Source organism: Flavobacterium johnsoniae (genome assembly GCF_001879205.1).
GTDB lineage: Bacteria > Bacteroidota > Bacteroidia > Flavobacteriales > Flavobacteriaceae > Flavobacterium > Flavobacterium johnsoniae_A.
In genome coordinates this window covers 799,561-821,508 of record NZ_MLFK01000005.1, presented here as the reverse complement: position 1 = coordinate 821,508, position 21,948 = coordinate 799,561, and the positions used below count along the sequence as shown (strand labels likewise).

The window sequence follows — 21,948 nt, the reverse complement described above, 5'->3', positions numbered from 1 at the left end:
TTAAATTTCGTTTTTGAAACCAATGAAACAAGCCCTAATCTTATACTTTATTCTAATTCCAATTCTTTCATTTTCTCAGTCAAATGGGAGCTTCACGCTTGATTGGCAAAACAAAAAAGAGATAAATTACGGCGAGAGTAAAATCACAATTCCATACTTTTCAGGAAGTGCTTTTCGCTTCGACATTACAAAAAAAAACATAACATTACTGCTTAATCTAAATCAGCCAAACATTTCAAACAGCAGTTTAGCCGAAATAACCAGCATCAATTATGAAACAGTTTCAAGAGCTGATTTAGGAGACTTATCTATAGAAAACATCCCTGATAAACTTAATGAAACGTTAAAAATTATTAATTCGAGAGATCAAAAACAAGCATTTCTATTTCTTAACCCTATAATTAAAGAAGGAAACAGCTTTAAAAGAATCCGATCTTTTTCTTACGCTATACATAATAATTCAACTGCCAAAAACAGCAGTTCTTCCAGTTTTCAAAAATCAGCCGCGATTTCAAATTCTGTTTTAGCTTCGGGCGATTGGTATCGATTTTACGTAGAAAAATCAGGTGTTTATAAAATTACTAAGTCTTTTTTACAAAGCCTGGGATTCGACCCTTCCAAAGTTGATCCCAGAACAATAAAAATATATGGAAATGGCGGACGAATGCTGCCTCTTGCAAATAATGTGTATTATCCCGAAGATTTAGAAGAAAACGCCATTCAGGTTATTGGCGAAGGCGACGGTATTTTTAATAACGAAGATTATATCCTTTTTTATGGCGAAGGAATAGAAAATTGGGATGCCGAAAACCAGACAAACCTCAATCTTTACGATACAAAATCGTATTATTATGTGACAATTTCAGGAAACGAAGGAAAAAGAATTTCCAACCTGAATCAGCCTGCAGGAAACAGCACCTTACAGCTAAACACGTTTGATGACTATCAATTTCATGAAATCGACCAGACAAACATTGCTCATTTAGGCCGTCAATGGCTTGGAGAAGCTTTTGACATCAATCAGGAACAAGAATTTAGCTTCAGCTTCCCAAATCTTGACACTGCCGCTCCTGTAAAAATAGACTTAACCGCGGCTTCTGCTGCTTTTACAGCGACTTCCTTTGCAGTTTCGGCAAACGGGCAAAACATCGGAACGATTACTTTTAGCAGTATTATCCCAAATTCAGACACTAAATACTTCAGCGAAAAGCTTCCAAACAACACAACATTTACAGGAGCCGAAACCATAAAAATCAAACTTACCTATAATAATAATGGTGTCCCGGGTTCAAAAGGATACCTGGACTACATTAATCTTACTGCAAAAAGAAAACTTCTGGGAACCGGAAAACAATTTAAATTTCAATACGATTCAGCGGGTTCAACTGCCGGAATCGTAAATTATACTATTGGAAACGCCGCAGGTATTTCGCAGATTTGGGATATTACAGACCTATATAATATATCAAAAATCGAAAATGCAAATCAAGCCTCTTTTTCTTTTAAAGCAAGTTTAGGAGAAATCAGAAAATATATTGCTATTGATCCAACGGATTATTACAGTCCATTAAAAGAAAGTCAGTCAAAAGTACCCAATCAAAACTTAAAAGGAACACTTTTTAGAAACAATCAAAACAGTTTTCAGGATATTGATTATGTAATTGTAACTCCAAAATTTCTAATTTCCCAGGCCGAAAAATTAGCGGGTTTTCATCGCACTTACTCTAATTTAAACGTAAAGGTTATTTCACTGGAAAACATCTACCAGGAATTCTCTTCGGGAAAACAAGATGTCGCTGCAATACGAAACTGCATCAGATACATTTACAACAACGCATCTTCTCCAGAAAAAAGAATAAAATATTTAAATCTGTTTGGAGATGCTTCATTTGATTATAAAAACCGTATTTTAAACAATAATAATATTGTACCTATATATCAATCCCTAAAAAGTAATACTATAGGCGAAGCCTCATTTGCTTCTGACGACTTCTTCGGGCTTATGGATTCTAATGAAGGTGTTGTTGGTTTTCCGTTTGGAGGAATTGACATTGCAGTAGGAAGAATGTTAGTTTCAGACAATGCACAGGCACAAGAAATGGTCAATAAAGTTTTAGAATATCACGATACTAAATCATACGGAAATTGGAGAAATAATGTTGTTTTAATAAGTGACGATTCAGACAGAGCTTCTGACGCCTCCTTGCAAGTACGCCAAAATAATTTAGCCGATGTTATCGCCTCTGAAAAACCATTTTTTAATATTGACAAAATTCTTCTGGACGCTTATACACAAGAAGCTTCGGCAGGCGGATCACGATACCCCAAAGCAAGAAGTGATTTTTTTAATGCGTTCGAAAAAGGCGCCTTAGTCTTTAATTATTTAGGCCATGGAGGCGAAGATGGACTCGCAAGCGAACGAATTTGGGAGAAATCTGACGGACAAAATCTAAACAATCAGTACAAATACCCTTTATTTATCACAATTACCTGCGAATTTTCAAGATTTGATGATCCGTCAAGACCAACCGCCGGAGAATATGTTTTCTGGAACCCAAAAGGAGGCGCCATTTCCATGTTGACCACAATTCGTGAAATTGGCCAGCCTAATGCCGAAAACTTCAATGACGTTTTAAACAAAAATCTTCTCTCTTACGGTTCCAATCAATATAACAGCATCGCAGAATCGCTTCGAATTGCAAAAAACGAAACTCCAAGTTCCGCCAGCAATGTAGTAGTCTGCATTGGAGACCCTGCTTTAATGCTAGCAATTCCAAAACCACGCATTAATTTAACGAAAGTAAATGATATTGTGATTTCACAGTCAATTTCTGACTTTAAATCTTTGGCAAAAATGAAAATTACAGGTGAAATTACAGATGAAAACAACATCCTTTTAAGCAATTATAATGGTGAACTTGCAACAGCAATTTTCGACAAAATGATTACCTCCACAACATTAAATAATGATGGATATAGCCCTGCAATGTCATTTAAAACTCTTGGAGAAACCATATTTAGAGGGAATGCAACGGTAACCAACGGACAATTTGAATTTAGCTTTGTTGTACCAAGAGACATTCGTATACCTGTCGACAATGGCCGAATTAGTTTTTATTCGAAGAAAAACCAGACTTTAGAAAACCAGTCAGGCTTTAATACCGCAATTAAAATCGGAGGTATAAATGAAAATGCACCTCAGGACAATATAAGTCCGAAAGTTAAGTTATATATGAACGATGAAACTTTTGTATCCGGCGGAATTACAAATGCATCACCTTTTCTTTTAGCCTTTTTGGAGGACGAAAATGGTATAAATACAGCGAGCGGAATTGGGCATGATATTGTAGCTGTATTGGATGGTGATGTTAGTAATCCTTATATTTTGAATGACTATTATCAAACAAAATTAGATGATTATACAAATGGAAATTTACGTTTTCCGCTTCGAAATCTTTCTGCAGGATTACACACAATTAGTTTCACGGCATGGGATGTTTACAACAATCCTGTAACAAGCGAAATACAATTTGTTGTGGTAGGCGACGATGCATTAACACTAACACACGTTCTTAATTATCCAAATCCGTTTTCAACCTATACGCAATTTTGGTTTTCGCACAACAGGCCTTACGAACCTTTAGATGTTCAGGTTCAGGTCATGACAATTACAGGAAAAGTGGTTTGGACTAAAAATCAAACCATAACAACAGAAGGCTTTTTATCAAGAGAGATTACGTGGGACGGAAGGGATGATTTTGGAGACAGAATTGGAAAAGGAGTTTATATCTATAAACTCACAGTTAAATCTAATTTAACAAATAAAAAAGCAGAAAAATACGAAAAACTTGTCATTCTATAATCATTGTATATATTTGTAACCTAAATATCATTAAGCCCACAAATGAAAAAAATATCGCTTCTATTAATTTGCTTATTAATTACCACATTCGCAAAAGCCCAAGATATTGAGCGCCCTATTACCACTGGAGTACCCTTTTTATTAGTCGCAGCAGATGCGAGAGCAGCAGGTCTTGCAGACCAGGGTGTTGCAACTTCTTCAGATGTTTTTTCTCAACAATGGAATCCCGCGAAGTATGCTTTTGCAGAAGATGCACAAGGACTTTCTATCAGTTACACTCCTTATTTAACAGATCTTGCCAATGATATTTCACTTGGCCAGGTAACATATTATAACAAAATTAATGAGCGAAGCGCCTTTGCAGGTAGTTTTCGTTACTTTGGTTTTGGAGGAATTGAACTAAGACAAACAGGCGATCCTAACGAACCAACAAGGGAAGTAAACCCAAATGAACTCGCAATTGACGGATCATATTCATTAAAACTAAGCGAGACATTCTCGATGGCCGTTGCAGCACGTTTCATTAATTCAAATTTAAAAGTAGCAACTGAAGAAATTGATGCATCAGCCGCAAGTTCTTTTGCTGTAGATGTTGCCGGATTTTATCAATCAGAAGAAATTGCTTATTCAGATTTTAACGGAAGATGGAGAGCAGGTTTCAATATTCAAAATCTTGGCCCAAAAATCAGTTATGATAATGACGATTTAAGCGCCAACTTTTTACCAGCAAACTTAAGAGTTGGTGGGTGGTTTGATTTTATTTTTGACGAATACAATAAACTTGCCGTAAGTCTTGAATTTACTAAACTTTTAGTGCCAACTCCTCCAGGGCCTGGAACACCTTATGACGCTAATGGAGACGGCGACTTTACAGATCCGGGAGATATTTCTCAGGCTCAGGCAGACGCAGCGAATTATAAAAACTACAAAGACATTGGATGGGTATCCGGAATTTTTAAATCATTTGGAGATGCTCCAGGCGGATTTAGCGAAGAGCTAAAAGAGATTACTTACAGTGCCGCTGCAGAATATATGTATCAGGATGCCTTTGCAATGCGATTAGGTTATTACCACGAAAGCCCAATGAAAGGAGCAAAACAGTTCTTCTCTCTAGGAGCAGGATTTAAATACAGCATGATAAAAGTGGATGTTTCATACTTATTCTCAGCATCAAAAATGAAAAATCCTTTAGAAAATACACTTCGCTTTTCTTTAACCTTTAACTTTGGCGACAAATACGAAGTTTATTAAACAAAAAACATAAAATACAATTACAATCCAAATTTCTATTTTTTAGGAATTTGGATTTTTTTTCCTCAATATAAAATGAAAGAAATAAGCATTACATCATCCTTTACAATTTACGACAACATCGCTGAGCTTTCTCAGGACATTCAGGATTTAATGAATCAGGCGGTCGAAATTCGTAAAAAAGCTTACGCTCCCTACTCACAATTTAGAGTTGGAGCCGCTTTACTTCTTGATAATGGCAAAATAATCTTAGGATCAAATCAGGAAAACGCCGCATATCCATCAGGATTGTGCGCAGAAAGAACTGCCATTTTTTATGCCGGAAGCGCTTATCCCGAAGCTAAAATTTTAAAAATAGCAATTACCGCGGCTTCAGACACGAACCAAACTCAGGCTCCAATTCCGCCTTGCGGTTCTTGTCGTCAGTCAATTGCAGAATATGAAATCAAACAAGACACCCCTATAGAAATTTATTTTATGGGCGAAATTGGTGAAGTTTACAAATCGGCATCCCTAAAAAATCTGCTCCCTTTTATGTTTGATAAAAAGTTCTTGTAAAAAAAAGCCAAAAAAGACCTTTTAAATTTTAGTTCTTAATAGGAATGTCTTATTTTTGCATCCCGACCTTTCGGGCGCAAATTTGTGGGAGGAAACTATTTTGCGTTACAGGCAACAATTGATAACACAAACAACTTTAGCAAAAGAAAGAATTCAGATGAAAGAAGTTACAAAAGAGGTATATTTAAAGTGGTACGAAGACATGCTGCTTTGGAGAAAGTTTGAAGACAAACTTGCAGCATTATACATTCAACAAAAAGTTAGAGGTTTTTTACACCTATATAATGGTCAGGAAGCTGTACTAGCGGGCGCTTTGCACGCTATGGACCTGACTAAAGACAAAATGATTACTGCATACAGAAATCACGTTCAGCCAATTGGTATGGGAGTAGATCCTAGAAACGTAATGGCAGAACTCTTAGGAAAAGTGACCGGAACTTCTAAAGGCATGGGAGGTTCAATGCACATTTTCTCTAAAGAGCACCGTTTTTACGGAGGTCACGGAATCGTTGGTGGACAAATTCCGGTAGGAGCTGGTTTAGCTTTTGCTGATAAATATTTCAACACAGGCGGTGTTACTATGACTTACTTTGGTGACGGAGCTGCGAGACAAGGTTCTTTGCACGAAGCTTTCAACATGGCTATGTTATGGAAATTACCAGTTGTATTTATCGTTGAAAACAATGGATACGCAATGGGAACCTCTGTAGAAAGAACTGCAAATCACACTGACATCTGGAAATTAGGTTTAGGATATGAAATGCCTTGCGGACCTGTTGACGGTATGAACCCTGTAAAAGTTGCCGAAGCAATGCACGAAGCTATCGAAAGAGCACGTCGCGGCGATGGACCAACTTTCCTTGAAATGAAAACATACCGATACAGAGGACACTCTATGTCTGATGCTCAATTATACCGTTCTAAAGAAGAGGTTGAAGAGTACAAAAAAATTGACCCAATTACTCAGGTTTTAGATGTAATTAAGGATCAAAAATATGCTACAGATGAAGAAATTGAAGTAATCGACCAAAGAGTTAAAGACCTGGTTGAAGAATGTGCGAAATTCGCTGAAGAATCTCCATATCCAGACTTGCAACAATTATACGATGTAGTATACGCACAAGAAGACTATCCATTTACACCTCATAAACTATAATTAATTATGGCTATTAAAGTAACAATGCCTCGTTTGAGCGATACTATGACGGAAGGAACGGTAGCGACTTGGTTAAAAAAAGTAGGCGATAAAATCAGTGAAGGAGATATCCTTGCTGAAATTGAAACAGATAAAGCAACAATGGAGTTCGAATCTTTTAACGAAGGAACTCTTTTACATATCGGAATTCAGGCTGGAGAAACTGCTCCAGTTGATTCATTACTAGCAATCATCGGTAAAGAAGGAGAAGATATTTCTGCTCTTTTAGCTGGTGGTGACGCTCCTGCTAGTTCCGAAGCTTCGGAACCAAAAGCAGAAGCTAAAGCTGATGCACCTGTTGCAGAAGCAAAAACTGAAACTGCTGCTCCTGCAAAAGCTGCAACTGAATTACCAAAAGGTGTTGTAGTTGTAACTATGCCGCGTTTGAGCGATACAATGACAGAAGGTACAGTAGCGACCTGGTTGAAAAAAGTAGGCGACACTGTAGCTGAAGGAGATATTTTAGCAGAAATTGAAACAGACAAAGCTACAATGGAGTTTGAGTCTTTCAATGCCGGAACTTTATTATACATCGGAATTCAGGAAGGAAGCACTGCACCTGTTGACAGCTTATTAGCTATCATTGGACCTGCAGGAACTGATATTTCTGGAATTGCTGACAACTATACTTCCGGAGGCGCTGCAAGTGCTCCTGCTGCTGCAGAAGAAACAAAAACTGCTCCTGCTGCTGAAAAAACTGCAGAAGCAACTGCTGATACTTCATCAAACGGAGGAAGAATTTTGGCTTCACCTTTAGCTAAGAAAATCGCTTCTGACAAAGGAATCCAATTAAACCAGGTTAAAGGATCTGGTGAAAACGGACGTATCGTAAAAAGCGATATCGAAAACTTTACTCCAGCTGCACAAGCACAACCTGCCGCAAAAACTGCTGATGCAAAACAAGAAGCTTCTGCTCCTGCCGCACCAAAAGTATTTGTTCCTGCGGGAGAAGTTTACACAGAAGAGATCAAAAACTCTCAAATGCGTAAAATTATCGCAAAACGTCTTGCAGAATCTTTATTTACAGCTCCTCACTACAACTTAGTGATCGAAGTAAGCATGGACGAAGCTATGGGCGCAAGAGCAACTATCAATACAGTGCCTGATACAAAAGTATCTTTCAACGATATGGTAATTAAAGCTTGTGCTTTAGCATTGAAAAAACACCCAAAAATTAACTCTCAGTGGAAAGAAGATGCTATTATCATCAACCACCACGTTAACATTGGTGTTGCTGTAGCTGTTGAAGACGGACTAGTAGTTCCTGTATTGAAATTTACAGATGCTATGAGTTTATCTCAAATTGGCGCTTCAGTAAGAGATCTTGCCGGAAGAGCTAAAAACAAAAAATTAGGACCACAAGAAATGGAAGGAAGTACTTTTACAGTATCTAACCTTGGAATGTTTGGTATTACTGAATTCAATTCAATTATCAACCAGCCAAACTCTGCCATCCTTTCTGTAGGTGCAATTGTTGAGAAACCAGTAGTTAAAAACGGTCAAATCGTAGTTGGAAACACAATGATGTTATCATTAGCTTGTGACCACAGAACAATTGACGGTGCAACTGGCGCTCAGTTCTTACAAACATTAAAACAATACATCGAAAGCCCAGTTACAATGTTGGCATAATTTATATGTCAGCCTGGCCAACCAAAGGCTTCGAATGAAGGTTATATTTAATAAAATCCCGTTTTGTTTATTCAAAACGGGATTTTTTGTTTAATTTCCCTTCTCAAATTCAATACTTCATAAAATGAAAAAACTAATCTTTCTAATCTTATTTCTTACAGTTATTGCCTGCCAGAAAAAAGACCAAGCAGAAAAACCAACCAGTACTGCAGACGAGCACAGCTACTCTAAACCAGAACTTGCAGTAGTTAAACACCTTGATCTCGACATTAAAGTCGATTTTGACACACAGACAATTTCAGGAAAAGCATCCTGGACCATTGACAACATCAGTAAAGGAAATGAAATTATTTTTGATGAAAACACATTAAATATTACAAAAGTAACTTTAGGTGATGACGAAAAACAAACCAAATTTGAACTTGGAAAAGATGTTGAGTTTCACGGAAAACCACTTCATATTACAATTGAACCAAATACTACCAAAGTAAATATTTACTACAGCACCACTAAAGAAGCCGTGGCGCTGCAATGGCTTTCTCCTGCTCAAACTGCCGACAAAAAGAAACCTTTTGTTTTCTCTCAGGGAGAAAGTGTTTGGTCAAGAACGTGGATTCCATGCCAGGATTCGCCGGGAATTCGTTTTACATATAATGCAAAAGTTACCGTTCCTAAAGATTTATTAGCCGTAATGAGCGCCGTAAATCCGCAAAAGAAAAACGATACAGGAGTTTATACTTTTAAACAAGACAAAGCAATTCCATCTTACTTAATGGCAATTGCCGTTGGAGATATTGAATTCCAAGCAATTGACAATAGAACCGGAGTGTACGCAGAACCGTCAATGCTCAAAAAATCTGCCTGGGAATTTGCAGAACTTGGAAAAATGGTTGTAGCGGCCGAAAAACTGTACGGACCTTACCGTTGGGGACGCTACGATGTATTGGTTTTACCGCCAAGTTTTCCTTATGGCGGAATGGAAAACCCAAACCTAACATTCTTAACTCCAGGCGTTATCGCCGGCGATCGTTCACTAACTAGTTTATTAGCACACGAATTAGGCCACAGCTGGAGCGGTAATTTAGTAACAAATGCCACTTGGGATGATATTTGGCTAAACGAAGGCTTTACTACTTATGTAGAACACCGTATTGGCGAAGCTATTTTTGGAAAGAAAGAATTTGAAATGCAAAATGTTATCATCCGCAAAGAATTAATTGACAATGTAGCCGAATATGGAGACACAAGTCCTGACACAAGACTCAAAGTTTCTCTAACAGGAAGAAATCCTGATGACGGAATCAGCATGATTCCTTACGTAAAAGGGTATGCCTTTTTAAGAGTTATCGAAAACGCTGTGGGACGTGAAAAATTTGATGTTTTCATCAAAAATTATTTTGACGCCCATGCTTTCAAATCCATAACAACAGAAGATTTTATCAAATATTACAATGAAAATCTTATAAAAGGAGACAAGACTCTTGCTGATAAAATAAAAGCAGAAGACTGGATTTACAAACCAGGAATTCCATCCAATATTACCCCGGTAAGTTCTGCAGATTTTGATGCAATTGACAGTATCCAAAAAAGCTGGAGAGAAACCGGCGTAAAAGGTTTAAGTCAAAAAATTACATCAACCGCAGAAAAACAGCACTTTATAGATCATCTTCCAGATGATATTACAACAAAGGAAATGGAAGCAATTGACAATGAATTCAACTTTACAAAAGGCGGTAATTTTATCATAAAACGCCAATGGTTTGTTCAGGCAGTCATTCATAATTATAAACCAGCCTATCCTGCAATTGAACAATTCTTGATTGGAATCAGCAGAACAGGATCAGTAATGATGCTCTACAAAGAAATGGCCAAAACACCGGAAGGAAAAATCTGGGCAAAACAAGTCTTTGAAAAAGCTAAACCTGGGTATCACGCTACTACAATTCAAGCCGTTGAAGATCTGTTGAAATAGTTTACGATATTCCGTTTTCAGTCTCAGTCTCAGTATTCAGATTACATCTAACTGTTTACTGCGACTGAAAACTGCGACTGAAATAAAATCTAAAAAAAATCCCGATTACGAATGTAATCGGGATTTTTTTTAGCTTTTATTTTTAGCTTCAATCCATTTCGACATATACATAGTACTTCGGTACGCGTGATGCTGCAATAAATTCCCCATAAAATTATGAAGGCGATGACTTTCTGAATCTAACAACAAAGAATCAACTATCGGCATTAGCCTATCTGAATAATCACTTTTTTGATAACACTCATTAATAATCGAAATGCCATTTTTTTGAGCTTGTTTCCACAGATTTTCATCTTGATAAAGTACAGCTGCTTTTTTAGCAAATTCAAATACATCATCTTCTATAAATCCATTCCAAGGCAAATTGGAATGCATGGCTTCAGAACCAATTGTCGTAGTTACACTTGGCGTTCCGCATTGCATCGCTTCTAGTAATTTACCCTTCAAACCCGCTCCAAAACGAATTGGCGCCAAAACAACTCTTGCTTTCTCTACCACTTCATTAGCATCTTCTGCCCTGCCCTTTATATAAAATCCGCTTTTGGGCTGATGCAATTGCAATACTTTCTGTGAAGGATAAGCTCCATAAACTTCTAAAACAGCTTCCGGAAATTCCTTCCTGATCGAAGGCCAAATCGCCTCTTTTAAATATTGAACGGTATTCCAGTTAGGTTCATGAAGAAAATTTCCAATGAAAACAAAATTTCTGCGGTCTTGAAAAGAAGGAAGTTTCAAAAGATTTTCTTTAGACATTTTATCAACTAAAAAAGGAAGATAAAAAAGCAAATCGGTATTAATTCTAAAATGATCCGTTAGAACATTCATTTCAAATTCAGAAATAATCAAAGATAGATCACATCTCAAAATACTGGCAATTTCTCGTTTTGCCACTTCTTCGGAAAATAAATCTGTTATTTCAAATTTTCTATTTTCTTTAAAAGCTTTCTGTCTCGCTGTTCTTAAACAATGTAAATCTTCAGTATCTAAAATCCGGATCGCTTTTGGGCATTTTTCGGTTACGCGCCAACCAAACTGCTCTTCGATCATAAAACGATCAAATAAAACAATATCCGGATTTAATTCGGTTACAAAATCATCAAAACTGACAGCATTAAGTTCAATGCTTTTTTTTGCAACTCCCAACTCAGACAAATCAACCATAAAATCACTATCTAAAGCTGCACTGGCAAACGTAATTTCGAATCCGTTTTCTTTGAAGATAGAAATCAACTGCATCATTCTCCCGCCTGCCGCAGAAGAATTTGGCTCAGGCCAGACAAACCCAATTATAAGAAGTTTTTTTATCTGATTCATTGTATTTTATTTCAACTTACAAAATAATGCTTTTTTCAGCGCAATCACACCACATTTCCTGATTTTTAGTAATAAAAAACACTAATTTTGCAAGAACTAAAATGCTGGGAAATTATGTTAGGATTAAAATTAGCTACAGATCCTCGATGGGTAAATATCGTCGAGTCAAACATTGAAGAAATTTTAACTGATCATGCATGGTGCGAACAAAAAGCAGCTTCAAATGCAATCAGTATTGTTACCTATAATTCTGAATTAGAGGAATTAGTAACCGAAATGCTTGTAATTGCAAGAGAAGAACTGGAACACTTACAAATGGTTCACGACGTAATAAAAAAGCGCGGCCTTACTTTAGGACGCGAGCGAAAAGACCATTATGTAAATGAGCTTTTTAAATTCATGAAAAAAGACGGAAGCCGACGAGATGCTCTTTGCGATCGTTTATTGTTTTCAGCTATGATCGAAGCCAGAAGCTGTGAGCGTTTTAAAATACTTTCTGAGAACATTAAGGACGAAGAATTAGCCAAATTCTATCGCGATTTAATGATTTCTGAAGCTGGACATTACACTACTTTTTTAGGATTTGCGAGAAAATACCAAGACAATATTGACATCGATAAACGATGGAAGGAATGGATTGAATATGAAGGCTCTATTATTACCAACTACGGTAAAAAAGAAACTATTCACGGGTAATTCTACTCTTTTTTTGACTCTATATTTTATATTTAAACACCACAATTCGTTATGCAAAAAAGTAAATCCAGATCAGTCGTATTTAAGATTGCGAAGTATTTAGGGATAACTTTCGCCGTTATTTTAGGATTATTATTTTTAACGCCTATCGTTTTTGAGGATCAGATTAAAGAACAGATCAAAAAAACAGCCAACGAAAGATTAAGTGCAGAACTCAATTATTCTGATGTTTCTGTTTCGTTTTTTCGTCATTTTCCATCCCTGACCCTAACCTTAGATAATTTAAGTCTTAATGGTTCAGCGCCATACAAAAACGAAAAATTCATTACCGCAAAAGAGGTTTCTTTTGGGATAAATGTTGCCAGTTTAATTTTTAGCAAATCAGTAAAGATTGATCAGATTTATTTATCAGATTCATTTATAAACGTAAAAGTGAATCCAAATGGAGAAGCCAATTACAACATTTATAAATCTCAGGCAAAAGCCGCAGAAACCAAAGACAGTACTGATACTGCTTTAAAATTAGAAAGAATTGAAATCCTGAACAGTAAAATTATTTACGACGATCAGTCGACCAAAGTTCATTTTGATGCTCTTGGTTTTAATTATTTAGGAAAAGGTGATTTAAACAAAGCCGTTTTTGATTTATACTCAAAAGCCAAAATTGAAAAACTAAATATTGTTTATGAAGACGAACCTTATTTAATGAATAAAAAAGTCGACGCCGACTTAATTACAAAAGTAAATATCAATTCCTTATCGTTTTTCTTCCAACAGAACAACTTAAAAATCAATCAGCTTTTAGTCGATTTTAAAGGAAAATTTGACATCCTGAAAGATGGCTACAATATGGATTTTGTGATTAAATCTGACAACAGCGACTTATATGATGTATTTACGGCCTTCCCTCCAAAATATATTACATGGCTTTCTAAAGCAGAATTAAAAGGAAACACAAACCTTCTTTTAACTTTAAAAGGAAACTACATCACTTCACAAAATATGGCTCCTGATTTAAATCTCGATGTAAAAATTGACAATGGTTTTGTGAATTATAATAAAAGCGCCTTTCCTGTTTCTAATTTAAATTTAGATATTAAAACAAAGGTTCCTTCTTTAAATCCGGACCTTGTAACGGTTGACGCTAAAAACCTGTCGCTAAACATTAATAAAGATTATTTAAAATCTAAATTCTTTGTAAAAGGCGTAAACACCCCTGAAATAAATGCTGATTTTAAAGCAAAAATTGATCTCGAAAAACTAACAAAAGCACTTGGAATTCCAGACATAGAATTAAAAGGATCTTTGGCCGGAGATGTTCAGGCAAATGGTAAATTTGACCAGAAAAACAAGCTTTTTCCTGTTACCAAAGGAGTGCTTGATTTAGAAAATGGGTACGTAAAAACAAAATATTACCCAAATCCGATTACCAATATTACTGTAAAAACTAATATCGACAACCAAAAAGGAACTTTTGGCGATTTAAAAGTCAAACTAAAACCTGCTCAATTTACTTTTGAAGGAAAACCTGTTTTTGTAGAAGCTGACTTAAGTGATTTTAATGACTTAACATACGATATTAAAGCCAAAGGAGAACTGGATGTAAACCGAATCTATAAAGTATTTTCTCAAAAAGGACTGGACTTAGACGGCTTCATAAAAGCTGATCTGGTTTTGAAAGGAAGACAAAGCGACGCCGAAAAAGGCAATTACAGCAAATTACACAACAAAGGAACTCTGGAGTTAAGAAACATTGGAGTAGCATCAGAATATCTGCCTAAAAAATTCATAATTAAAGAAGGCATTTTCAAAATCAATCAGGATAAAATGTCGTTCAACAACTTCCTGGCTGCATACGGACAATCTGATTTTAAAATGAACGGTTATCTGCAGAATGTTTTCAACTATGCTACAACAAATACAGGCATTTTAAGAGGCTCTTTTAAAGTTTCTGCACGTTATATAAATGTAGATGAATTTATGTCGAATACATCTGCAGAAACATCTGTAACCGAAACGACAACCCAAAAAACAGAAACAAAGACAGAAACAAAACAAACAGGTGTTATCATTATCCCAACAAATCTAAATTTACAATTATTAGCCAATGCCCAAAAAGTAAATTTTGACAAACTGAATCTTCAGAATGCAACGGGTCATTTAACTATGAATAAAGGCAAATTAACAATGCAGAATACCGGCTTTGATTTAATTGGCTGCAAAGTAGTCATGAATGCTAACTATCAAGCCGTAACACCTCAAAAAGCCAATTTTGATTATACTATAAAAGCTTCCGATTTTGACATCAAAAGAGCATATAACGAAATTGAAGTTTTCAGAAAAATGGCAAGTGCTGCTGAAAAGGCACAAGGAATTGTTTCTTTGGATTACCAATTAAAAGGCCGTTTAAACGGAAATATGGAGCCTGTTTACCCATCGCTGGCCGGAGGCGGAACTCTTTCTGTAAAAGATGTAAAAGTTAGAGGCTTGAAAATGTTTACTGCTGTAAGCAAACAAACCAACTCCGAATCAATGAAAAATCCTGACCTTTCAAAAGTAGATATTAAAACTACTGTCAAAAATAATATTATAACTGTAGAACGCTTTAAATTTAAATTTGCAGGCTTTAGGCCAAGAATTGAAGGCACAACAAGCTTAGACGGAAAACTGAACTTAAAAATGCGCTTAGGACTCCCTCCGTTTGGCATATTCGGAATTCCGCTGACTGTTACAGGAACTCAAAACAGTCCTAAAGTAAAAGTAGGCCGCAAGACTGAAGATCTAGAAGAAACCAAGGATACTGAATAACACTTAACAATTCAAATTCTTATCCACTTAGCATAATCAAATAACCTTTGGCAAAGTTCACTCCTTTACCAAAGGTTTTTGCTTTTTACTTATATTTGATAAAAAGTTATATTCTGCAAAATTATGGCTGTTCCTGCAAATAAAGATGAATTGCAAATTGCAATCAAGACCAATTATAATAAACTCAAAAAAGACCTTTCAGACATTCCGGTTGAGCTGACCACAATTTTAAATCTGGAAGGCCATGCAAAGGGCACCATGATGAGCATCAACAATCTTCTTTCTTATCTAACAGGATGGGGAGAGCTGGTGCTAAAGTAGAATATTAAGAAAAACAACAACGAAGCGGTTGATTTCCCCGAAACAGGCTACAAGTGGAATGAACTGGGAAAATTGGCACAAAAGTTCTACAAAGACTATGAAAATAATGATTTCCAAACTTTATGCACTAAACTAGACGGCACAGTAAACAAGATCCTTTCTTTAATAGAACAAAAATCAAATGCTGAATTATACGGTGCTGCGTGGTACGAAAAATGGACACTTGGCAGAATGATACAATTTAATACCGCTTCTCCCTACAACAATGCCAGAGGAAGAATCCGCAAATGGAAAAAAGAAAACAATATTTAATCTAACTAATAAAAAGGAATTTAGAAATATACAAAATCCCTTTCCCAAGCAGCCATAGTAAGCCAGCTAAACCTAATAATTTCCACGCCCATGCCTTTCCTCTTTTCCAATCGGAGAAAAACGAACTTACTTCTAAATATTTTAGCATGATGTATATACTGGTTCCTATCAGGGAAAACCATATAATTTCATTTAAACGAACATGATAACTATATAAAAAAGCTGCCGCAAGAAAAAGAATAGTTACAAACTGCAAATAATAATAATTTCGATAATTATATCTAAAATTTATTTTTGAAGACAATATCAAGAATGACAATAACAATAAACCTGTCAAAGCTGTTATTACATTATAAAAAACAGCATTCCACTGACACACAAGTACAACGGTAATAAAAAGAGCTATAACCGTACAAGCCCCAAGAGATTTTATACTTCTCGCGCTATAATCACTTTGCCAAGGAAACAAAACTGGGCATAAATACTTCTCTAAAGAACGCCAAAACGGCAAAGCATAAACTGCTGCAATTCCCGATACCACGATCTCGTAATTATAAAAAACATCTGAAGGAACTTTATATAATATATACACTAAAGCCAATGTAACAATAGCAGCAGGCAGACATATTGTTTTTACAGTTTCCCACGGATCTTTTCCCCAAAATTTATTTTCTATTTCTAAAACATACTTTTTAACCCAATATACTTTGGTAAATATTGCTGTCGACTGACTCCACAATAAAAATAACCCCAAATGAATAATCACCGTTCTCAGCACAAATTCATCAATAATACAACCATAAATTACGCAGACTACCCCAATTAAAAACAACTCATAGGTTAATAAAACAGGCGAAAACAAAAATCTAAACAAAGGAGTCAGATTCTTAATCAAAACTTCAATCAACAAGCTCCAATATTTTTTAAACAAGGCAATAAGAGCACAAATGGCAATAAATGCCGACAAATAAAACATCCAGTTTGTAAGCAGTTGTGTCTGCATCCAAAATTGAATTGCGGCATCTTTCGGCGCGGAATAAACTATATGAGAATTTACGAAGACCTGTTTCGCCAATTCATCTCTCAGGGCATCATCCAATTGCGGAAAATGGTTTTTATTTTTAAGCCAAAATTGATCTGTACTAAAACCATTGTTTTTTAGAATCTCAAATTCATATAAAATATTTTTCTGCTTTTCATTTAGCGAACTCAAGTGCGTAGCAACACTGTCCGTAACTGTTTTTCCATAAACACTAACACAAGACAATACTATAAATAGGATTATTTTTTTCAACTTCTAAAATTTAAAGACAATTAACAAATGTAAGTTTTTAAAGAGAATAAGCATCAATTAGGAAAGCGTTAAAAATAAAAAAACCCGCTCTTTTCAGAACGGGTTTCTTATAATAATTTATCTAATGATTATGCTTCGAATGGAAGGATAGATACATAAGATTTGTTATCTCTTTTCTTTTGGAACTTAACAACTCCATCAACTTTTGCATGTAAAGTATGATCTTTACTGATGTAAACGTTTTCACCTGGATTATGTTTTGAACCTCTTTGTCTAACGATGATGTTTCCAGCAATAGCAGCTTGACCACCATAAATCTTAACGCCTAAACGTTTTGATTCTGATTCTCTACCATTCTTCGAACTACCGACACCTTTCTTGTGAGCCATGACGTATGAGTTTAAATATTGTTATTATTCTTTAGTAGCTTCTTTTTTTGCTTTTGGAGCTGCTTTTTTCGCTTTTGGAGCTTCTACTTCTTCAGTAGCTGCATCTTCTGCTACAACTGCTTTTTTAGCTGCTGCTTTTTTAGTTCCTCCTGCTGCAGTAATACCTTCAATTACAATTTGAGTAAGATATTGTCTGTGACCATTTCTTTTTTTGTATCCTTTTCTTCTTTTCTTTTTGAAAACGATAACTTTATCTCCTTTTAAGTGTTGTAACACTTTAGCTTCTACTGAAGCACCTTCTATAGCTGGGGCGCCTAAAGTTACATTTCCATTGTCATCTAATAAAAGAACTTTGTCAAAAGAAACTTTTGAACCTTCTTCATTAGCTAAACGGTGAACATAAACCTTTAAGTCTTTGCTTACTTTAAATTGTTGCCCTGCTATCTCTACGATTGCATACATACCAAATTGATTTATTGATTTTTAAGGTTGCAAATATACAACTAATAATTTACTGTGCAATCTCTTGTTCCAAAAATATTTATTTCCTTTTAAAGTCTGTATTTCAAGTACTTTTACAACAAACCAGTCTGCTAATCATACGTAAATTACTGTTAAATTTAAACCTGCTTCTTTGAAATTTAAAAAACCTCCATAAAAAAGGTTACTTTTGATGTAACTATGAACAATTCTTTACTACCAATATATTTATTAGGTATAAAATTTATTAATCTTTATGAAAAATTCAATAATGATGTTAAGTGCTGCACTAATGCTTGGCGGAGTAGCTCATGCTCAAAAGGTAGCTTTTGAAGAATACAATTTAGACAATGGCATGCATGTTATTCTACATAACGACCCATCGGCTCCGGTAGTTATTACTTCTGTGATGTATCACGTTGGCTCAAAAGACGAACGTCCTGACCGTACCGGTTTTGCGCATTTCTTCGAGCATTTGTTATTTGAAGGAACACAAAACATCAAGCGCGGCGAATGGATGAAAATTGTTACCGCAAACGGAGGTGTTAATAACGCCAATACATCTGACGACAGAACATATTACTACGAAGTTTTTCCATCAAACAATTTAGAACTTGGTTTATGGATGGAATCTGAAAGATTAATGCACCCAATCATTAATAAAATCGGGGTTGAAACGCAAAATGAGGTAGTAAAAGAAGAGAAGAGAATGCGTTACGATAATCAGCCTTACGGAAATATTCTTCCTGAAGTTAAAAAGAATATGTTCAAAAATCACCCGTATCGCTGGACAACTATCGGCTCCATGAAAGATCTGGATGCTGCAACCCTTGAAGAATTTCAGGCATTCAACAAAAAATTCTACACTCCCAACAATGCCGTTTTGGTCGTTGCCGGAGATTTTGATAAAACAAAAGCAAAAGAATGGGTTCAGAAATATTTTGGGCCAATTCCGAAAGGCGAAGTTGTAAAAAAACAAACTTTTACAGAAGAACCGATCACGCAGACAATTAAAGCAACTTACGAAGATCCAAACATTCAGATTCCAATGATTGTAGCTTCGTACAGAACGCCGTCTATGAAAACGAGAGACGCAAGAGTTTTAGATTTAATTTCGTCTTATTTGAGTGACGGAAAAAGCTCTAAGCTGTACAAAAAAATTGTAGACGACAAAAAAATGGCGCTTCAAATTGGCGCAGTCGGGTTTAGCCAGGAAGATTACGGAACCTATATTTTATACGGCTTACCAATGGCACCGCATACTACTGCAGATATCTTAAAAGAAATTGATGAGGAAATCGTAAAAATTCAAACCGATTTGATCTCTGAAAAAGATTACGAAAAATTACAAAACAAATTCGATAATAATTTTGTGAACGCCAACGCAACCGTTGAAGGAATTGCAGAAAACCTGGCTTCTTATTACTTACTGTATGGAGATGTAAATTTAATCAACACCGAAATTGATATTTACCATTCTATTACAAGAGAAGAAATTAGAGAAGTAGCCAAGAAATATTTAAATCCTAACCAACGCTTAATTTTAGACTACGTTCCTACCCCAAAATCTCAGAACTAAGAATTATCGAATCATGAAAAATATACATACTTTTTTAATCCTTTTATTCCTAACTGGAATTATGCAAGCACAAGATCGTCCACAGCCAAAACCAGGAAATCCACCGGTAGTAAACATAAAAAAACCACAAACATTTGTTCTAACAAATGGCATGAAGGTATTAGTTGTCGAAAACCATAAATTACCCAAAGTAAGTTTTACCCTTACGCTGGACAACGCACCTTTTACCGAAGGAAACAAAAAAGGGGTTGACGAATTAACCAGCAGTTTAATTGGCAACGGAACCAAAAAAACTTCAAAAGAAGCTTTTAACGAAGAAATTGACTTTTATGGAGCCAGCATAAACTTTACATCACAAGGCGCTTATGCAAGTTCACTTTCAAAATATTCAGGACGAGTTTTAGAACTTTTAGCCGAAGGAGCTTTACAGCCTAATTTTACTCAAACCGAATTTGACAAAGAAAAAGCAAAATTACTTGAAGGCCTTAAAGCCGATGAAAAAAGCGTTCCGGCAATTGCAAATCGCGTAGTTGACGTTCTGGCTTTTGGAAAAAACCATCCTTCTGGAGAATACCTTTCTGAAGAAACCGTAAAAAATGTTACACTTGCAGATGTTCAAAAAAACTACGACACTTATTTTGTTCCCGAAAATGCGTATTTAGTTATTATTGGAGACGTAAAATTTAAAGAAACAAAAACTGCAGTAGAAAAACTTTTCAGCGGATGGAAAAAACAAGCCGCACCAAAAAATACCTATCCAAATCCGGAAAATGCATCTAAACTTCAAATTGATTTTGTTGATGTTCCAAATGCGGTTCAATCTGAGATTTCTTTAGTAAATACAGTAAATTTAAAAATGAGTGATCCTGATTTTTTCCCTGCTGTAATTGCAAATCAAATTTTAGGCGGTGATTTCAACAGTTATTTAAACATGAACTTACGCGAACAGCACGCCTGGACATACGGAGCAAATTCAAGCATTGGGAGTGGAAAATACACAACAAAATTCAAAGCTTCATCTGCCGTTAGAAACGCTGTTACAGACAGTGCCGTTGTTCAATTTATAAAAGAAATTAAAAGAGTCCGCACTGAAAGAGTAGATCCAGAAGTACTGAGAAATGTAAAAGCAGGATATATTGGGCGTTTTGTAATGCAGGTCGAAAAACCACAAGCCGTTGCCCGATACGCTTTGAATATTGAAACAGAAAAACTTCCGGCTGACTTCTACGAAAAATACATACAAACAATCAACAATGTTACTCCAGACGATATTTATCGCGTAGCAAACAAATATTTCTTACTTGATAATATGCGAATTGTAGTAGTAGGAAAAGGTTCTGATGTAATTGCAGGTCTGGAAAAACTTCAAATCCCAATTTATTATTTTGATAAATACGGAAATCCGGTTGAAAAACCTGCCGTTAAAAAAGAAGCCCCAACAAACATTACAGCAAAAACTGTTTTTGAAAATTACATAAAAGCAATTGGCGGAGAAAAAGCTGTTACAGCCGTAAAAACACTTTACATGAACGGAACAACAACAGTTCCGCAAGCTCCGGGACCTTTGACTTTTTCTTCCAAATTAGATTCAAAAGGAAAAATGATGGTATCGCTTTCTATGGGAACCATGGATTTAATGAAACAGGTTGTAAACGACAAAGGTGCTTATATCGAACAACAAGGAAAACGCAAAAATCTTGAAGGCGAAGACCTTAAAGAAATGAAAGCAAATGCCGCACCTTTTGAAGAATTACAATTAGTAAAAAGAACAGACTTAAAAGTGGAAGGTATTGAACCAATTAACGGAAGCGATGCTTATGCTATAAAAGACGGCAGTACAACGCATTATTATGATGTAAAATCAGGATTGAAAGTTGCAAAATCTAAAGTTCGAGAACAAGGCGGAAAATCGGTTACACAAATCACCAATTTTAACGATTACAGAGAAGTAAAGGGCGTAAAAGTTCCTTTTAACCTGGTTCAAAATATCGGTTTTGAATTGGATATTAAAATGTCTGATATTAAAATTAATGAAGGAGTTTCGGATAAAGATTTTCTTTAGAAGATACTAAGGTTCTGAGTTGCTAAGTTGCTAAGATTTTAAGAGCTTTGTCAAAGTTTTAAACTTTGACAAAGCTTTTTTATTATACAAAACTCCTAGTTTTTTTGTCAGGCTGAGCGAAGTCGAAGCCCCGCTCCCATTGGCACACCTCTCGACTTCGCTA

At 35.7% G+C, this 21,948-nt stretch carries 14 protein-coding genes and 1 pseudogene; 11 read left to right on the top strand and 4 right to left on the bottom strand.

Features of this window, described 5'->3' with window-relative positions; translation table 11 throughout:
• Window positions 1–22: 22 nt before the first annotated feature.
• The 6 genes from porU to BKM63_RS08750 all read left to right on the top strand — a co-directional run bounded on the left by porU (window position 23) and on the right by BKM63_RS08750 (window position 10,470).
• Window positions 23–3,862: a type IX secretion system sortase PorU gene (gene porU, locus BKM63_RS08775; RefSeq protein WP_071636217.1), complete on the top strand. Its 3,840-nt coding sequence runs from the start codon at window positions 23–25 to the stop codon at window positions 3,860–3,862.
• Between the two features lie 42 nt (window positions 3,863–3,904).
• The gene (gene porV / locus BKM63_RS08770) at window positions 3,905–5,113 is read left to right on the top strand and encodes a type IX secretion system outer membrane channel protein PorV (protein WP_071636216.1); all 1,209 of its coding nucleotides are present in this window, start codon (window positions 3,905–3,907) and stop codon (window positions 5,111–5,113) included.
• Window positions 5,114–5,188: 75 nt separating this feature from the next.
• Window positions 5,189–5,671: a cytidine deaminase gene (cdd, locus tag BKM63_RS08765; RefSeq protein WP_071636215.1), complete on the top strand. Its 483-nt coding sequence runs from the start codon at window positions 5,189–5,191 to the stop codon at window positions 5,669–5,671.
• Between the two features lie 157 nt (window positions 5,672–5,828).
• Window positions 5,829–6,827, top strand: coding sequence for a pyruvate dehydrogenase (acetyl-transferring) E1 component subunit alpha (gene pdhA / locus BKM63_RS08760; protein ID WP_057117535.1), 999 nt, complete (start codon window positions 5,829–5,831; stop codon window positions 6,825–6,827).
• Between the two features lie 6 nt (window positions 6,828–6,833).
• On the top strand, window positions 6,834–8,498 hold the full coding sequence (locus BKM63_RS08755; RefSeq protein ID WP_071636214.1) for a pyruvate dehydrogenase complex dihydrolipoamide acetyltransferase: 1,665 nt from the start codon (window positions 6,834–6,836) through the stop codon (window positions 8,496–8,498).
• 124 nt (window positions 8,499–8,622) lie between these two features.
• The gene (locus BKM63_RS08750; RefSeq protein WP_071636213.1) at window positions 8,623–10,470 is read left to right on the top strand and encodes a hydrolase/aminopeptidase; all 1,848 of its coding nucleotides are present in this window, start codon (window positions 8,623–8,625) and stop codon (window positions 10,468–10,470) included.
• Between the two features lie 129 nt (window positions 10,471–10,599).
• Here BKM63_RS08750 and BKM63_RS08745 read toward each other — a convergent pair whose 3' ends face one another.
• Window positions 10,600–11,844: a glycosyltransferase gene (locus tag BKM63_RS08745; RefSeq protein ID WP_071636212.1), complete on the bottom strand. Its 1,245-nt coding sequence runs from the start codon at window positions 11,842–11,844 to the stop codon at window positions 10,600–10,602.
• 114 nt (window positions 11,845–11,958) lie between these two features.
• Here BKM63_RS08745 and BKM63_RS08740 point away from each other — a divergent pair, with 114 nt between their 5' ends.
• The 3 genes and pseudogenes from BKM63_RS08740 (at window position 11,959) to BKM63_RS08730 (ending at window position 15,981) form a co-directional block, all read left to right on the top strand.
• On the top strand, window positions 11,959–12,540 hold the full coding sequence (locus tag BKM63_RS08740) for a tRNA-(ms[2]io[6]A)-hydroxylase (protein ID WP_071636211.1): 582 nt from the start codon (window positions 11,959–11,961) through the stop codon (window positions 12,538–12,540).
• A 51-nt stretch (window positions 12,541–12,591) separates the two neighbouring features.
• Complete coding sequence (locus tag BKM63_RS08735; RefSeq protein WP_071636210.1) at window positions 12,592–15,348, top strand: AsmA-like C-terminal region-containing protein; 2,757 nt, start codon at window positions 12,592–12,594, stop codon at window positions 15,346–15,348.
• A 123-nt stretch (window positions 15,349–15,471) separates the two neighbouring features.
• Window positions 15,472–15,981: pseudogene (locus BKM63_RS08730) on the top strand (ClbS/DfsB family four-helix bundle protein).
• Window position 15,982: 1 nt separating this feature from the next.
• On the opposite strand, the gene BKM63_RS08725 reads toward BKM63_RS08730, so the two are convergent.
• The 3 genes from BKM63_RS08725 to rplU form a co-directional block, all read right to left on the bottom strand.
• A complete protein-coding gene (locus BKM63_RS08725) occupies window positions 15,983–17,275 on the bottom strand; it encodes a hypothetical protein (RefSeq protein WP_242661120.1) in 1,293 nt (430 codons plus the stop codon).
• 128 nt (window positions 17,276–17,403) lie between these two features.
• Window positions 17,404–17,664 (bottom strand): 50S ribosomal protein L27, encoded by a 261-nt coding sequence (rpmA, locus tag BKM63_RS08720; RefSeq protein ID WP_071636208.1) that lies wholly within the window; start codon window positions 17,662–17,664, stop codon window positions 17,404–17,406.
• 24 nt (window positions 17,665–17,688) lie between these two features.
• Window positions 17,689–18,126, bottom strand: coding sequence for a 50S ribosomal protein L21 (gene rplU, locus BKM63_RS08715; protein WP_068844917.1), 438 nt, complete (start codon window positions 18,124–18,126; stop codon window positions 17,689–17,691).
• Between the two features lie 274 nt (window positions 18,127–18,400).
• Here rplU and BKM63_RS08710 point away from each other — a divergent pair, with 274 nt between their 5' ends.
• Both BKM63_RS08710 and BKM63_RS08705 read left to right on the top strand, forming a co-directional pair.
• Complete coding sequence (locus BKM63_RS08710) at window positions 18,401–19,723, top strand: M16 family metallopeptidase (RefSeq protein WP_071636207.1); 1,323 nt, start codon at window positions 18,401–18,403, stop codon at window positions 19,721–19,723.
• A gap of 13 nt (window positions 19,724–19,736) precedes the next feature.
• On the top strand, window positions 19,737–21,785 hold the full coding sequence (locus tag BKM63_RS08705) for a M16 family metallopeptidase (protein ID WP_071636206.1): 2,049 nt from the start codon (window positions 19,737–19,739) through the stop codon (window positions 21,783–21,785).
• Window positions 21,786–21,948 lie beyond the last annotated feature (163 nt).

Bases quoted from the DNA above. Each gene is read 5' to 3' on its own strand.
- porU (WP_071636217.1), top strand. From the start codon at position 23: ATGAAACAAGCCCTAATCTTATACTTTATTCTAATTCCAATTCTTTCA.
- porV (WP_071636216.1), top strand. From the start codon at position 3,905: ATGAAAAAAATATCGCTTCTATTAATTTGCTTATTAATTACCACATTC.
- cdd (WP_071636215.1), top strand. From the start codon at position 5,189: ATGAAAGAAATAAGCATTACATCATCCTTTACAATTTACGACAACATC.
- pdhA (WP_057117535.1), top strand. From the start codon at position 5,829: ATGAAAGAAGTTACAAAAGAGGTATATTTAAAGTGGTACGAAGACATG.
- BKM63_RS08755 (WP_071636214.1), top strand. From the start codon at position 6,834: ATGGCTATTAAAGTAACAATGCCTCGTTTGAGCGATACTATGACGGAA.
- BKM63_RS08750 (WP_071636213.1), top strand. From the start codon at position 8,623: ATGAAAAAACTAATCTTTCTAATCTTATTTCTTACAGTTATTGCCTGC.
- BKM63_RS08745 (WP_071636212.1), bottom strand. From the start codon at position 11,844: ATGAATCAGATAAAAAAACTTCTTATAATTGGGTTTGTCTGGCCTGAG.
- BKM63_RS08740 (WP_071636211.1), top strand. From the start codon at position 11,959: ATGTTAGGATTAAAATTAGCTACAGATCCTCGATGGGTAAATATCGTC.
- BKM63_RS08735 (WP_071636210.1), top strand. From the start codon at position 12,592: ATGCAAAAAAGTAAATCCAGATCAGTCGTATTTAAGATTGCGAAGTAT.
- rpmA (WP_071636208.1), bottom strand. From the start codon at position 17,664: ATGGCTCACAAGAAAGGTGTCGGTAGTTCGAAGAATGGTAGAGAATCA.
- rplU (WP_068844917.1), bottom strand. From the start codon at position 18,126: ATGTATGCAATCGTAGAGATAGCAGGGCAACAATTTAAAGTAAGCAAA.
- BKM63_RS08710 (WP_071636207.1), top strand. From the start codon at position 18,401: ATGAAAAATTCAATAATGATGTTAAGTGCTGCACTAATGCTTGGCGGA.
- BKM63_RS08705 (WP_071636206.1), top strand. From the start codon at position 19,737: ATGAAAAATATACATACTTTTTTAATCCTTTTATTCCTAACTGGAATT.